Source organism: Microcoleus sp. Pol1C5, from assembly GCF_036701115.1.
GTDB lineage: Bacteria > Cyanobacteriota > Cyanobacteriia > Cyanobacteriales > Microcoleaceae > Microcoleus.
Genome location: NZ_JAUBQE010000059.1, coordinates 34,214 through 49,389 on the forward strand (window position 1 = coordinate 34,214; position 15,176 = coordinate 49,389).

General features: G+C 48.2%; 11 protein-coding genes. 8 read left to right on the forward strand and 3 right to left on the reverse strand.

The features are described 5' to 3' along the window. Nucleotides 1-295 precede the first annotated feature (295 nt). Complete coding sequence (locus QUA23_RS26115) at nucleotides 296-1,558, forward strand: type IV pilus twitching motility protein PilT (protein ID WP_333078517.1); 1,263 nt, start codon at nucleotides 296-298, stop codon at nucleotides 1,556-1,558. A gap of 82 nt (nucleotides 1,559-1,640) precedes the next feature. After that, the gene (locus tag QUA23_RS26120; protein WP_333078516.1) at nucleotides 1,641-2,441 is read left to right on the forward strand and encodes a circadian clock KaiB family protein; all 801 of its coding nucleotides are present in this window, start codon (nucleotides 1,641-1,643) and stop codon (nucleotides 2,439-2,441) included. Nucleotides 2,442-2,780: 339 nt separating this feature from the next. Here QUA23_RS26120 and QUA23_RS26125 read toward each other — a convergent pair whose 3' ends face one another. Then, a complete protein-coding gene (locus tag QUA23_RS26125; protein ID WP_333078515.1) occupies nucleotides 2,781-4,421 on the reverse strand; it encodes a thioredoxin-like domain-containing protein in 1,641 nt (546 codons plus the stop codon). 296 nt (nucleotides 4,422-4,717) lie between these two features. Here QUA23_RS26125 and QUA23_RS26130 point away from each other — a divergent pair, with 296 nt between their 5' ends. Then, nucleotides 4,718-5,437, forward strand: coding sequence for a hypothetical protein (locus tag QUA23_RS26130; RefSeq protein ID WP_333078514.1), 720 nt, complete (start codon nucleotides 4,718-4,720; stop codon nucleotides 5,435-5,437). Beyond that, complete coding sequence (locus QUA23_RS26135) at nucleotides 5,437-5,823, forward strand: DUF2726 domain-containing protein (RefSeq protein WP_333078513.1); 387 nt, start codon at nucleotides 5,437-5,439, stop codon at nucleotides 5,821-5,823. The genes QUA23_RS26130 and QUA23_RS26135 overlap by 1 nt, the downstream gene beginning before the upstream one ends. A gap of 243 nt (nucleotides 5,824-6,066) precedes the next feature. Here the strand turns inward: QUA23_RS26135 and arsM are convergent, their stop codons facing one another. Next, nucleotides 6,067-7,035 (reverse strand): arsenosugar biosynthesis arsenite methyltransferase ArsM, encoded by a 969-nt coding sequence (gene arsM / locus QUA23_RS26140; protein WP_333078512.1) that lies wholly within the window; start codon nucleotides 7,033-7,035, stop codon nucleotides 6,067-6,069. Between the two features lie 81 nt (nucleotides 7,036-7,116). After that, entirely contained in the window at nucleotides 7,117-8,682 is a 1,566-nt protein-coding gene (locus tag QUA23_RS26145; protein WP_333093925.1) for a hypothetical protein, read from the reverse strand. 643 nt (nucleotides 8,683-9,325) lie between these two features. Here QUA23_RS26145 and psaA point away from each other — a divergent pair. From psaA to QUA23_RS26165, 4 genes are all read left to right on the forward strand, one after another. Continuing rightward, nucleotides 9,326-11,620 carry a photosystem I core protein PsaA gene (gene psaA / locus QUA23_RS26150; protein WP_333078510.1) on the forward strand — a complete coding sequence of 765 codons (2,295 nt, stop codon included), beginning with the start codon at nucleotides 9,326-9,328 and terminating at the stop codon, nucleotides 11,618-11,620. 110 nt (nucleotides 11,621-11,730) lie between these two features. Beyond that, nucleotides 11,731-13,959, forward strand: coding sequence for a photosystem I core protein PsaB (gene psaB / locus QUA23_RS26155; protein ID WP_333078509.1), 2,229 nt, complete (start codon nucleotides 11,731-11,733; stop codon nucleotides 13,957-13,959). Nucleotides 13,960-13,987: 28 nt separating this feature from the next. Then, complete coding sequence (locus QUA23_RS26160; protein ID WP_333078508.1) at nucleotides 13,988-14,326, forward strand: hypothetical protein; 339 nt, start codon at nucleotides 13,988-13,990, stop codon at nucleotides 14,324-14,326. A gap of 103 nt (nucleotides 14,327-14,429) precedes the next feature. Continuing rightward, nucleotides 14,430-15,113: a class I SAM-dependent methyltransferase gene (locus QUA23_RS26165; protein WP_333078507.1), complete on the forward strand. Its 684-nt coding sequence runs from the start codon at nucleotides 14,430-14,432 to the stop codon at nucleotides 15,111-15,113. The last annotated feature ends 63 nt before the right edge of the window (nucleotides 15,114-15,176 follow it).

Here is a 15,176-nt window from a genome sequence, read left to right on the forward strand (position 1 = left end):
CTTAATAGTTGGATGAAGTATCAATTTATACTGTTTGAGTGCGGAAAACTCTTTCCATTAAAAAATTTATCCAAAAATGTGGAAAATCCCTATTTGGGCGTAGATAAAGAGTGAGCGCATCCTCCTATTGGCATAATATTTCCTTTGTATTTCACCAGCAGAACCTGATCTTGCGATAGACTGAGGAGAACAGTTAAGCTTTTGTGCAAGAGACGCTCTTCGGGCGATCGGCATTGTCCAACTCCCACAAATCATCTGTTCGAGTCAGCCTTCTCACCAACTTAAGGTAGCGCATATGACACAGCAGCATCCGCCAGCTCCTCGCCCGCCCGTACCCGGAGCTCCCCCACTGCCAGGAATACCCCGCCCTCCAGCTCCAGGGATGCCCCCCAGAGCAGCAGGAATGCCGCCCGCACCGCCGCCCGCACCAGCACCAGCACCAGCACCGCCGCCGCAATCCTTCGCCACACCTAAAGGTGCCAGCTTTAGCAGCGGCGGATCTCCGACTTTGAAAGAGCTAGTCCTCCGAGCCAAAGATGAAGGAGTATCCGACCTTCACCTCGGCGTAAACGAAGTGCCTCGCTTCCGCACGCGGGGCGAAATTGCCGACATCGGCTATCCACCAACAGATTTAGATACGTTTTTTGGCTGGTTGCGCGAGTGCATGAGCGATGAAGAAATTGAAATTTTCCAAAAAACCCTAGACTTTGACGGCGCTTTCGACTTCGGGTTCGTGCGGATTCGGATCAGTTGCATGGACTCCTTAGCCGGGCCGGCAATGGTGCTGCGGCTAATTCCTTCCAAAATAATGACACTGGAGGAATTGAAGCTGCCGGAGGTCTTTAAGAAAATATGCGGCTACCACAAAGGGCTGATTTTGGTGACGGGCCCGACAGGTTCGGGTAAGTCTACCACCTTGGCTGCGATGATCGATTACATCAATAAGAATAAAGCCTACAATATCATCACGATCGAAGACCCGGTAGAATTCGTACACGAAAGCAAAAAATCCTTGATCAAGCACCGGGAGGTCGGCAGGCACACGCTCAAGTTTATGAACGCTCTCAAAGGCGCTCTGCGGCAAGACCCGGACATGATGCTAGTAGGAGAAATTCGGGACAGAGAGACGGTGGAAATCGCCCTCAAAGCCTCTCAGACAGGTCACTTAGTTGCAGGAACCCTGCACACCAACAGTGCGATTAAAACCCTGAACCGGATTCTGGATATGTTCGGGCCCGAAGAACAGGAGGCCATACGGGTTTCCATTTCCGAATCCCTAGTGGCGATTATTGCTCAACTGCTGTGCAAAACCACAGACGGGAAGCGGGCTGCTTTCCACGACGTTTTGATCAATACCGACGTGGTTAAGGAATACATTCTGAAGGGCCAGAATGAGGAAATCAATCAAATCATGATCAAAGATACTTATGAAGGCATGACGACGATGAATAAGTCGCTCTACGGCCTTTATCAAGAAGGTCGGATTACTGAAGAACTTTGTGTAGAGAACTCGCCGTACCCGAACGAAATGGCTCAGATGCTGCGAGGTCGAGTCTAAAGGTCGAGTGTTAACTGTTAACTGTTAACTGTTAATTGTTAACTGTTAACTGTTAACTGTTAACTGCTATTGGTGTACTGAATTGAAAGTCGATCGCCCGATTTTGCCAGAAATTTTCAAAGGCATTGCGCTGTTTACACCAGGGGGAGACTTAATCTATTGCATAGACCCGCACAAGCAAACTCGCTGGCATTTGCAGTTGTGCGTAGCTCTACAGGAGATCCTCGGTTTGTCGGAACCGCCACATTTTCTGATACCTTGCTACACTGCAACCGTTGACTCCTGGCTCGATCCAGGCGATAGGCAGGTGCGGGTTGCTGCCGAGGCTTACCCCCCCGTGCTGCGACATCAAACGCTGCTGAACGCCATTTTTGGGACTGGCGACTTAGTGTGGCATCCCCGGAGCGAAGAAATGTGCGAACCGATGGCGATCGCTACTTATTACCAACAATTCCCCGAACTTTGGGAAAATCACGACTTAGTTGTACAGTATGCCAGCCCCGAAGCTCGATCGGACTGGAGCAGTTCGATCGTAACTCCCTTGGATCTTCCGCCATCGCAGCAGACTCGGCTGCCCAAACCAACAGCACTTACCCCACCGCCACAAACTCAAGGGTACGTTTTGCGTCTGTTTGTTTCCGGCAGCAACCCCAGCACTGAACGCACCCTGGAAACTTTACACCAGTTTTTAGAGAAATGCCTCGATCGTCCCTACACTTTAAAAGTAATTGATGTTTTGAAACATCCAGACCAAGCTGAGGCAGATCAGATTTCAGCAACTCCTACTTTGATTAAAATCTGGCCGAAACCGGTGCGACGAATTGTCGGGGAATTGAACGATGATGAAAAAATAGTGCGGCTGCTGAGCTATTCGGAATTTTAGATAGGGTCGAGGATTTTTGCGATTATTTACTACTGGCGATCGCGGTTTTAGTAGCGATGGAATTAACAGCATTTAGTAATTCAGTCCTGGACGCAAAAAGTGGTTTGGCGTTCTACTTATATCGGTTAGGTGTTCTTGGGCCGTACACCCTAAATATAGACGTACTGCATCCAGGAGTGAATTGCGGGTGAGGCACTGCACTCACCGCGAATAATTAGGGTAACTTACTTGGCTTGAAAATTGTGGTAAGGTGCGCCGAAGAGCACCCTACTTTACCACAATCAATCTGGCAATCAGGAGAATTGAAAACCGTGCCTGATGTCAAAAAGGTCGATCGACTTAATCAGGAAGACAAACATCAGGAGCGCACAAACCGGGGAAATCCAAAGTTGTGACTTCCAGCGTATCCAACTCAATTCTGCGAATTACATGATTGTTCGTATCAGCTACAAACAAGTGAGGCCCGATCGCACTCAACCCTGAAGGTTCAAAAAATCGAGCCTTGAGACCTTTAGCATCAACCAAACCTGCTGTACCATCTCCAATCATTGTTCTGCACGTACCGCCCCGGTGGTCGATCCGCTTAATTTTGTGATTGTAAGTATCAGCCACCCAGAGGTAATTTTGAGCGTATTCAACACCCAAACAGTGCTGCAACCTGACCTCATCACCGCGACCATCTTTATCCCCAAAACCAAACAATTCACCGCTACCGCAAACAGTGCGAACCTTCGGGTCTTCATCTATACCCACAGCACGAATCGAACTAATTTCGCTGTCGGCAACAAACAACTCCGATCGATCCGTAGCGAGGCCGCTGGGCTGAGAAAAAGCAGATTCTGCAAGATTCCCGTCCACACAGGATTCTCGGCCAATACCCGCATAAGTGCCGATCGTGCCAGTGTCTAACTGCATTTCCCAAATTTGGTGTGAACCCGCCATTGCAATAAAAAGTCTATTTCCAACTCTTTCTAAATCCCAAGGCGAATTCAATTGCGTTTCTAAACCCTTGCCGCTGCGGGGTGAAATTTCGTGACTTTGTTCGCCGGTACCAGCAACAGTTTCTACCAGTTGAGTCGTAAAATCAATCTTTCTGATAGCATGATTTTCCGTATCAGCAACATATAGAATTTGACTTTCTGCATCAAAAGCCATACCTTGAGGTGCAAAAAACTCAGCCTCTTCAAAGTCCCCATCAGTTAAACCCGATTTGCCACTACCGATGACGTGCAGTACCTCACCTTCGAGGGTGCTGACAACAATCCTATTATGTCCTGAATCAGCAATAAATAAGCAAGAACCGACTAAGTTTTGTATGACTGAATTAGCAGGCCCGGGCAATACAGTTTCATCTACAGATTCATTTTCCTGGCTCATTTCGCCCAAAAGCGCGCCTTGTTGGTGAAGCTGTTTTGCCTCCGTTGCAGCGATCGCAAAGGCCAGCACTTTACCTGGAAAAGCCAGCGGTGTTGATACAGGTTTGCGCTGTTTTTCTAAGCTAAAACTGAGTTGTTTAAATTTGAGTGCATTTTTATCTTTGTATTCAGCAATTAACTTGCCAACTAACTCGTCAAGTGCTTCTCTATTGCCTTCGCCGGAAACAAAGCCGACGACATAACTTTCAGGATCGATCACCATTAAAGTCGGCCAAGCGCGAACGGCATAGCTTTGCCAAACTTTCATGCCGCTGTCTACAATTACCGGATGTTCGATATCGTAGCGGAGGATAGCTTGGCGGATGTTTTCTACTTCTTTTTCGTTTTCAAATTTGGCCGAGTGAACGCCGATAACCGTGAGGGAATCTTTATATTTTTGTTCGAGGTATTTTAAGTCTGGGAGGACGTGCAAGCAGTTGATGCAGCAGTACGTCCAGAAGTCGAGGAGGACAACGCGCCCTTTTAAGGATTCAATGGATAAAGGTTTTTCGGTGTTCAGCCAGGGGTAGTTTCCGGGGAATTCTGGTGCTCTGACGCGAGGCATGGCATCTCCTGGGTAGGATGTGAATGATTTTTTTACTTCTTTAATTTAGCGGGAAGTTTGGCAGGATGGGGAAAACTGGAGGTTAAACGATGGCTTGTGGTACAGGTCGGAGTGCCTGTACCACAAGAGGGGGGCGAGGGGTGCGATCGGGTCTCACTGTCCTTGTTGTGTATAAATACTCAAAAAAATCCTCTGTAATTAAAATCTAAAAATCTTAGCCAAGATGCTTGACATTCGTGGCTGACCAGTTTAAGCTAGGTCTAGGAACCTTAGCCAAGGTTTTTAGGAAGCAGCCTATGTCTAAAATTATCTATGATGTCATCCAGCGTTTTGAGGTAGAAAAAGGCGTACCCCGCCTGATTTCAACCAATATTCAAGTGATTGAAGGTGGCGAAGATTTGATGTCTTTGGCTATTAGTTTGTTAAAGGAACTTGGTTTCTACGAAAAGTTTGAGGAGAAGCGAACCTCTCAATATATAGGATACAGAGTGAAGAAGCCAGGGAAAGGGGATAAACGTTATCAACTTGTTTTTCAAGAGCGAAAGGATAGTTTGTTTATTTCTATTCCTCAAGATATCTTAGACGAACATATACTCAACTTCAAGTATTGGACATTGCTAGAACTAGAACCTGAACTTACAGCAGGAGCAGTCTGGGTTTTACCTAGTAAAAAAGAGCTTTTTTTAAATTCACTCGATGCGCGATTTTCTACCCTAATAGAAGGAAAAACCAGGGGAGTTTTTTATATAAATAAAATTACAGAGCGACTAATAGACTCTTCGGATTTTTCGGAAAAAATTAACGTTTCTTTGGCTTACTGTAAACGAACAAGTCTCCAAATTCCCCTTAAAAAAAACGAAAAATTTCCCATTGAAACCTTAAGTAATAGGGACAGCTACCTCCTACTCAGCGAAGATAAGCTTTTTCCCTACGCATGGCAGGTTTCTATCAGTTCAAGTGAAGTTTTAGAAGAGTTCCTTGGTCACTTTGCAAAAATTATCATGGAGGCACAATAATGTCTGTCAAAGCTAAAAGACTTGTCAACCCTTACGAAGAAAGAATGCTTGAGTTTCTTCACACCTGTGTAGACAACAACTATAAAATCCATACACAGGTTAGCTTATCCCAAGTTTGCGAACAAGTCAGCAACCTTGATTGGGAACTCAAAAAGTTTTTATTTAGTCCCAGTGCTGTCGATGCCCTAATCACAGACTTGAACTACAATCCTTGCCTAGTAGTAGAGTTTCAGTCTCAGTACCACGATAGCCCAGAAGCGAAAGAGCGCGATCGCAAAAAAGCTACTTTACTTGACTTTGCCAAAGTTCCCTTAATTTACTCGCGGGTAAAAAATTGTGGTTTGTTATATCTATCCTCTCAAAATGAGGAAGTAGTTTACAATTGATACACGGGACAAAACAGGGAAAATGCCCAAGCGCTAATCAGGCAGTATTGCAGGGAATCAGTCGCGCCTCAAGTTCAGCTTATAGCTTGGTAACAGACCTTATGCAACTCTTGATTCTTCCCAAATCTACGGGGCGATTGGAAATCGTCACTACACACACAAAACCCGCCTGGGCGGGTTCTCAAGAGGCCGCGCAGGCAGACTTCGTTTGTTTAGGCGCTGTTTAAACCGGCGTTTTTTCTCCTAACAGCAACCTCCGCCGTTATAATGCCAAGTCGAATCCGTAATTAACACCTTATCCGGCATTAATCCGCCCAACTTCCCAGCCGTTTTATCGCACACCGCCGCCGGAACTCCTCGTTGCAAAACGTGACCTGCCCCGTCATCAAACAGCTCTTCAGACCCCGTATAAATCGCCGTCTTGCCAGTGAAAATGCAAGCTCCGTCATCCGGTACATCCACTTTGAAAGACACCGAATCCAGGCTTTCTAACAGCAAATCCGCATCCAATTGATAATTGTGTTTGTCCAGCAATCGGTAAGGCCTTCTCGCCCGCACTTCGACTTGCCCAAAACCAACGTCTACAAGGTGTTGAACGTATTCTTCGTATGTCAGAGCACCGGACAAACACAAGGCACGCAAGCGTTGGTCTTGCTTCAAATGCTGCGGAATTGGCCGAGTTGCGATCGGATCGCTCATCAACAATCTGCCACCCGGTTTTAACACTCGATAAGTCTCTTTTAATGCTTTAGCTAAATCTGCGGGTTCAAAGATATTAAACAAGCAGTTTTGGGCCACAACATCTACAGAAGCATCCGGCACCGGCAACGCAAAAGCATCGCCTTCACGAATTTCTACAAAACTCGGATCAAACCAATCATTTTCTTGGGCCGCAATTTGCAAGTTTCGTGCAGCCGCATCTCGCATTGCTGGAACCGGATCGACGGCAATAACGGCTCCTTTGTGTCTAGAAAAATATGCAAATTGTAGTGCTTCTAGGCCGCCGCCGACGCCGACATAAAGCACGAAGGGATTGCCGACAAGTTCGGCGGCGTGAACGGTTGTGCCACAGCCGTAATTCATTTCTTGCATTTGTTCGGGAATTTTTAATCCTGGCAATTGCAAGGGACTGCTTTGGACGCAGCAAAGTCCGATTTGGGGTGTTTCGGCAACATCACTGTAGAATTTGGCTGCTGTTTCGAGGTAGGTCATTTTCTAGTGTCCTTTAATTTTTAACCGCAGATGGAGCACGGGCGGGACCCCCATGCCACGAAGAAGCCCCGAAAGATTTTGTTAGGTGGCAAATTCGACTTTTTGTTCGGATTTGGGCGGATTTTCGGGTTCGGAAACAGTTGTTTTGGGATCTGCTAATTCGGTGGTTGGCTGGCTAGGAGTTTCAGCGGCAACTGGTGGGGTTGGCGGTACAAGATTGGGAGACTCTTCTGGTATCGCGGGAGCGACTACTTTTGGTACTGGAGCTTTTCCTGTTATTTCTGGCAGGGTTGGTGGCTCTGAAGGAGCAGGTTGGGGTTCTTCACGCAAGAAGTTGCGGAACCGATTGTAGTATCCTTTATATTCCTGTTTTTTTGTTTGGGGAGATGCTGTTGGGTTCGGTTCTATTTTTTTAACTGGTGCAACAACTTTCGGGGTTTCTAACTGGGGAGTTGCTGTCGGTGTCGGTTCTATTACTTGAATGGGTTCTACAATTTTCGGCGCTTCGAGTTCGGGGGTTGCTGTCGGTGTCGGTTCTATTACTTGAACGGGAGCAACTTCGGGAGCGACTGTTGGCTCTAAGCTGGGTTCGGTAACAGGGGTTTCTGCAACTGCTGGTGACGGTTCGACAACTGGTGTTTTTTCTAATGCAGGTGTCGGTGTCGGTGTCGGTTCGGGGCTTGGGGTTGGTGTGGGTTCGGGGGGTTGGTAGGTGCGATCGACTATACCGCGAGTTTCTGCTGTTGTTAGTTCGCCCCGCACTAATTTTGAAAGAGGATCTTGACCGAGCGGTTGGAAATTTATCAGTCTGACTGTATTATTAAAGGCGTTTTTGACGATATTTCCTCGTTCGTCAATTAATTCTAGCTGTACCCAGTTTTTCCCTGGTTTGAATCCTTTAAGATATATAGGTTGCCACTGGTCGATCGCAAAGCTTTGGCCGTTGACTGTGGCTCGAATTTTCCAATCGAGTATTTCATCTTGGGAATTTTCTTGCGCCACTTCGTGGGGGGGGGCATTTGTCAAGTAAAAGTCGAGCAGGAGGGGTTCTGCCCCGTAGCTGCCTTGGGGGCTGTTGTACGTTAATAGGGGCAATGTTCGATCGGGATTATTGTCGTCTGTTTTGGTAAAAACGTGAAAGGTGGTTTGAGCAACGGCACCTTTGTTTTTAAAGCTTTCTTCCCAAGGGCGAACAGCGAACACCTGCAGGGTATGGGTTCCGGGTTCTAAGTCGGAGAGCGTTAAAGGTTGGTTGATGTCGTAAACTGCTGCATAAGGTTGGTTGTCTAATAAAACTTGCAGATGGGGGCCCAAACCCAAGTTTGCATCTTTGAAAATGGGCAAGTCCTTCACTTGGAACTGAACAGACACATTTATATCCTGAAGCACTTCGTCAGGTTTTGGATTCAAAATACTAATTTGAGGCTGGTAGATTTCTAGAGCCTGACGCAGTTGTTGAATGGCTTCTGGGGGAGAAACCTCTGAGATTCTGTTTACCTGGGCGGTAGCTGAGCCGCTCTTGTTCCCTGATTTGGGCAATTCGGAATGGCCCGCGCCACAACTTCCTAAACCCAAAATTAATACTGCTACTGCGAACAATGCCAGCAGCCTGCCTGCAACCGTTCTGTGCCAATTGATCCCAATCACGCAACCATACTCCTAGAAGCCTTCTCATAGGGAACTATAGCCCAAAAATGAATTTAGTATTGGGGAATTGCAGCTCATGAATTCCAAAGGCTCCTAGGAGGCAGGATTGAGGCAGCAGCGGGCAACCCATCATCTCCCACTCTTAATTCCCGCAGCCTTTTTCCCAAACATATATCTACAAATGAGTATTCCTAAATTACTTTATCTTTGAGTTTTGTAAAGTTAATGGCAGTACCCCTTGACTTTTTCGAGGGACTGTGGGATTTAAAGGCGTTATTACATCAAGAATTGAGCCTTTTTTAAGTATTGTTAACAAGCGATTAATACTCCTCTAGCAAGCTTATAATTCATAAAACTCCCTCAAAAGGAGCAGCCGTATCAAGTCTGAATCAAGGACGAGATCGGCCGCTCATCTGGAGAGAAGAGTTGGCAGTACCCAGTCACATTGTTAGCGACACTGGGAAACTGGCTTCTTCACAGAAGCAAAATGCTTGGGGAGACGATGCACCTGCGTCTAACTCTGCAAAGAGTAAAGTGTAGTGCAGTGTCGGCTTTTTCGAGAATCCCCCGCCTAATCAAGCGCGGGGAGTGTCCGGTACAGTATTCAGTTCTCGTTCCTTGTCTTACCGAGAGGAGAGTCTTCATGACCATTAGTCCTCCAGAGCGAGAGGTAAAAGCTAGGGTAGTAGTCGATAAGAATCCGGTTCCAACTTCTTTCGAGAAGTGGTCAAAACCCGGCCATTTCGATCGCACTCTAGCTAAGGGGCCAAAAACCACCACTTGGATTTGGAACCTCCACGCTAACGCTCACGACTTTGACAGTCATACAAGTGACTTAGAAGACGTTTCGCGCAAAATCTTTAGCGCTCACTTCGGCCACTTGGCAGTAATCTTCGTGTGGATCAGTGGCGCATATTTCCACGGCGCTAAATTTTCCAATTACGAAGCTTGGCTGACAAATCCTACAGCCATCAAGCCCAGCGCTCAAGTGGTCTGGCCGATTTTTGGTCAAGAAATTTTAAATGCAGATGTAGGCGGCGGCTTTCACGGAATTCAGATCACCTCTGGTCTATTCCAGTGGTGGCGCGCCAACGGCATCACTAACTCATACCAGCTATATTGCACTGCGATCGGCGCCCTGGTAATGGCAGCTTTGATGCTATTTGCCGGTTGGTTCCACTATCACGTCCGCGCTCCGAAACTGGAATGGTTCCAGAACGTGGAATCGATGATGAACCACCACTTGGCTGTGTTGTTGGGCTGCGGCTGCTTGGGCTACGCGGGACAGCAAATTCACGTGTCGCTGCCAATCAACGCTTGCATGGACGCGATCGATGCAGGTTCACCGCTGACAGTCGGCGGCAAGCTGATCAAAACAGTTGCCGACATCCCCCTGCCGCACGAGTGGATTTTGACACCGGGCTTGATGGCTGACATCTACCCGAGTTTCGCTAAAGGTTTAACCCCCTTCTTCACCCTCAACTGGGGCGCATACACAGACTTCCTGACCTTCAAAGGCGGTCTGAACCCCACCACAGGCGGTTTGTGGCTGACTGATACAACACACCACCACTTAGCTTTGGCAGTGCTGTTCATCGTCGCTGGTCATATGTACCGGACGAACTGGGGCATCGGCCACAGCATGAAAGAAATCCTAGAGAACCACAAAGGCCCCTTCACTGGTGAAGGTCACAAAGGTCTCTACGAAATCCTGACTAATTCTTGGCACGCGCAACTCTCGATTAACTTGGCACTGATGGGCTCTCTGAGCATCATTGTTGCCCACCACATGTATGCGATGCCTCCGTATCCGTACATCGCGACGGACTACCCGACTCAGCTATCCCTGTTCACCCACCACATGTGGATTGGCGGATTCCTGATTGTTGGAGCAGCCGCTCACGGAGCAATCTTCATGGTTCGGGATTACGAACCCGCTGGAAATGTCAACAACTTGTTGGATCGCGTGATCCGGCATAGAGATGCGATCATTTCCCACCTGAACTGGGTTTGTATATTCTTGGGCTTCCACAGCTTCGGTCTGTACGTTCACAACGACACGATGCGGGCTTTCGGTCGTCCTCAAGATTTGTTCTCGGATACCGGGATTCAGTTGCGTCCGATATTTGCCCAGTGGGTGCAAAACATCCACGCTTTGGCTCCGGGCACAACAGCGCCTAATGCTACGGAAATCGTCAGCCACGCTTTTGGCGGCGGTGCAGTAGTCGTCGCCGGCAAAGTAGCGATGATGCCGATCGAGTTGGGTACGGCGGATTTCATGATCCACCACATCCACGCTTTCACCATTCACGTTACAGTCCTGATTCTCTTGAAGGGCGTGTTGTTTGCACGCAGTTCTCGCTTGATTCCCGACAAAGGCAACTTGGGCTTCCGGTTCCCTTGCGACGGCCCCGGCCGTGGCGGCACCTGCCAAGTTTCGGGTTGGGATCATGTGTTCCTAGGCTTGTTCTGGATGTACAACTGCATCTCGATCGTGATTTTCCACTTTAGCTGGAAAATGCAGTCGGACGTGTGGGGAACAGTAGCGCCAGACGGCACAATTTCTCACATTACCGGCGGCAACTTCGCACAAAGTTCGATCACGATTAACGGCTGGCTGCGGGACTTCCTCTGGGCGCAAGCTTCTCAGGTAATTCAGTCCTACGGTTCGGCACTGTCGGCCTACGGTTTGATGTTCCTAGCTGGACACTTCGTCTTCGCCTTCAGCTTGATGTTCCTGTTCAGCGGCCGTGGCTACTGGCAAGAACTGATTGAGTCGATTGTTTGGGCTCACAACAAGCTCAAGGTAGCTCCGTCGATTCAGCCTCGTGCTCTGAGCATTATTCAGGGTCGGGCTGTGGGTGTAGCTCACTACCTCCTAGGAGGAATTGTCACTACGTGGGCATTTTTCCTAGCGCGAATCATTTCGGTAGGGTAAACTACCCCTAGGTTTTGGATTCTCGATTTGGGAGGAATCTCAAATCGAGAATCCAAACTCCGAACCGAATCCCTTCAATTTTGTTCAGGATTCAGGATTAATCAAGGCTTATGGCAACGAAATTTCCAAAATTTAGCCAAGACCTTGCCCAAGACCCGACCACACGGCGGATCTGGTACGGGATTGCCACAGCACACGACTTTGAAAGCCACGATGGCATGACCGAAGAAAATCTTTACCAAAAGATTTTTGCTTCTCACTTCGGCCACCTAGCAATCATTTTCTTGTGGACTTCGGGCAGCCTGTTCCACGTAGCATGGCAAGGTAACTTTGAACAGTGGATTAAAGACCCCCTAAACGTCCGCCCGATCGCTCACGCGATTTGGGACCCGCAATTCGGCGCTCCTGCTGTAGAAGCTTTCACTCAAGGGGGCGCTTCTAACCCGGTGGATATCTCTTACTCTGGTGTCTACCATTGGTGGTTCACCCAAGGGATTCGGACAAACGCCGACCTGTATCAAGGAGCTATCTTCTTGCTACTACTGGCGGCTGTCTTCCTGTTCGCAGGTTGGTTGCACCTCCAGCCCAAGTACCGTCCCAGCTTGTCTTGGTTCAAAAATGCTGAATCTCGCCTCAACCACCACTTGGCTGGTTTGTTCGGTGTCAGCTCTTTGGCTTGGACTGGTCACATGGTTCACGTTGCTATCCCCGAATCTCGCGGACAGCACGTAGGTTGGGACAACTTCTTGTCTACCCCGCCTCACCCGGCCGGTTTGGCTCCGTTCTTCACTGGTAACTGGGGCGTATACGCCGAGAATCCAGATGCAGCGAACCATGTCTTCGGTACTTCCGAAGGCGCTGGAACCGCAATTCTGACTTTCTTGGGTGGCTTCCACCCTCAAACAGAATCCCTGTGGCTGACAGATATCGCTCACCACCACTTGGCGATCGCAGTTCTGTTTATCGTTGCCGGTCATATGTACCGGACTAACTTCGGTATCGGTCACAGCATCAAAGAGATGTTGGATTCTAAGGCAGGTTTGGTCGGCGGCAAGAGTGAAGGGCAGTTCAACTTGCCTCACCAAGGCTTGTATGAAACCTACAACAACTCGCTGCACTTCCAACTGGCATTTCACCTCGCTGCTTTGGGCGTAATTACCTCCCTGGTAGCACAGCATATGTACGCGATGCCCCCCTACGCTTTCATAGGTAAGGACTTCACGACTCAGGCTGCGCTTTACACCCACCACCAGTACATTGCTGGATTCATCATGGTCGGCGCTTTCGCCCACGGAGCTATCTTCTTGGTGCGGGACTACGATCCTGAAGCAAACAAAGGCAACGTGCTCGATCGCGTGTTGCAGCACAAAGAAGCGATTATCTCTCACTTGAGCTGGGTGTCGCTGTTCTTGGGCTTCCACACTCTCGGCTTGTACGTTCACAATGACGTTGTAGTAGCTTTCGGTACTCCGGAAAAGCAAATCTTGATTGAACCAGTGTTCGCACAGTTCATCCAAGCTGCTCACGGAAAAGCTCTCTACGGCATGGATGTGCTGTTGTCTAACCCCGACAGCATTGCTTCTACCGCTTGGCCGAACTACGGCAACGTATGGCTCCCAGGCTGGTTGGACGCGATTAACAACGGTACTAACTCTCTGTTCTTGGCGATCGGACCTGGCGATTTCTTGGTTCACCACGCAATCGCACTAGGCTTGCACACCACCACATTGATCTTGGTCAAGGGAGCTCTAGACTCTCGCGGTACTAAGCTGATGCCGGACAAGAAAGACTTCGGCTATGCTTTCCCCTGCGACGGCCCCGGCCGTGGCGGTACTTGCGACATCTCTGCTTGGGACTCTTTCTTCCTGGCTATGTTCTGGATGCTGAACACCCTGGGTTGGGTAACGTTCTACTGGCACTGGAAGCACCTAGGCATCTGGCAAGGTAACGTGGCTCAGTTTAATGAGTCTTCTACCTACCTGATGGGCTGGTTCCGCGATTACCTCTGGCTGTATTCTTCTCAGTTGATCAACGGTTACAACCCGTATGGTACTAACAACTTGTCTGTCTGGGCCTGGATGTTCTTATTCGGACACCTTGTTTGGGCAACTGGTTTCATGTTCCTGATCTCTTGGAGAGGTTACTGGCAAGAGTTGATCGAGACTTTGGTTTGGGCTCACGAGCGCACTCCTTTGGCTAACTTGGTTCGGTGGAAAGACAAGCCTGTTGCTTTGTCAATCATCCAAGGTCGCGTTGTTGGTTTGGCTCACTTTACTGTGGGATACATCCTCACTTACGCCGCCTTTGTAATTGCCTCGACAGCCGGGAAATTCGGGTAACTCTGAACTCTGGTTTCTAGGTAATTAAATGAAATCCCCTGCCTTCTGGCGGGGGATTTTTTTGTATAGAAGAAGGAAGAAGGAAGAAGGAAGAAGGAAGAAAGAAAATGCAGCCACGGTAATAGCTTCAGCGATCAAGAATGTCCTAACTGTCTTGGCGATTGGTATATTGGGGTTAATCGAAAGGAGAGACTCAAAGGGATTGCAACATACTATGATTGAGCAAAGACAACTTCCCGATTCAAAGAAAGTTAAGAAAACAGTCGCCTGGGTGTGGGACAGCAAGCGAATGCTAGAAGCTTGGGCTCGAACATTAGATGAACTAATTGCGATGGTAGAAGCTGATATATCGCAACAGTCCGATTAATGTTCATCGGCGAGAGAATGCGAAGTGGTTGGCTGAGTCTGTCAAGCCGGAATAAAAGTGCGATCGCAACTAAATTTGTGAGTTAGTCTGCTGGAACGAAGTCATGACACAGTGGTATAAGGAAGACCTCGCATATATTCATCATGTTGGGCATAGCGATTATGCTCTCAAATCTGCCCCTGCTATATTGAATATTTTGGCCCAAAACAACCTACAAGAAGGTTTAGTCGTGGACTTGGGTTGTGGCAGCGGATTATCCGCACTAGAATTCACAAAGGCTGGTTATCGTGTTCTGGGAGTTGATATTTCTGAGTCTTTGATTGCAATTGCCCGAAACAGAGTGCCAGATGGCGAGTTTCGAGTTGAGTCCCTGTTTAAAACTGATATCCCACCGTGTAATGCTGTCACCTCGATCGGCGAATGTTTGAATTATCTGTTTGATGCAGACAACGATCGCCAAAACCTGGTGCAATTTTTCCGTCGCATTTATCACGCCTTAACCGAGGGCGGTGTTTTCATTTTTGACATTGCAGAACCCGGACAGATTCTAGCAGGAAACACAACCAAAGGATTCACGGAAGGAAAAGATTGGATAGTTCTGGTTGAGAAGGAAGAAAATCAAGAAAATGAAACTTTAATTCGCCGCATCATTACTCTTCGTAAAGTAGGGGAAACCTACAGGCGAGATGAGGAAATACACTGTTTGCGGTTGTACAAGGCAAAAGATATTGCTGAAGCACTCGATCGCGTAGGTTTTCAAGTTCAAATCATACGTAGGGCTTGCTGAATAAGTCCAAAAAACTCAAAAAAGTTCGAGCGCGCTATTGCCCGCCCACGCTCAACATAAGTT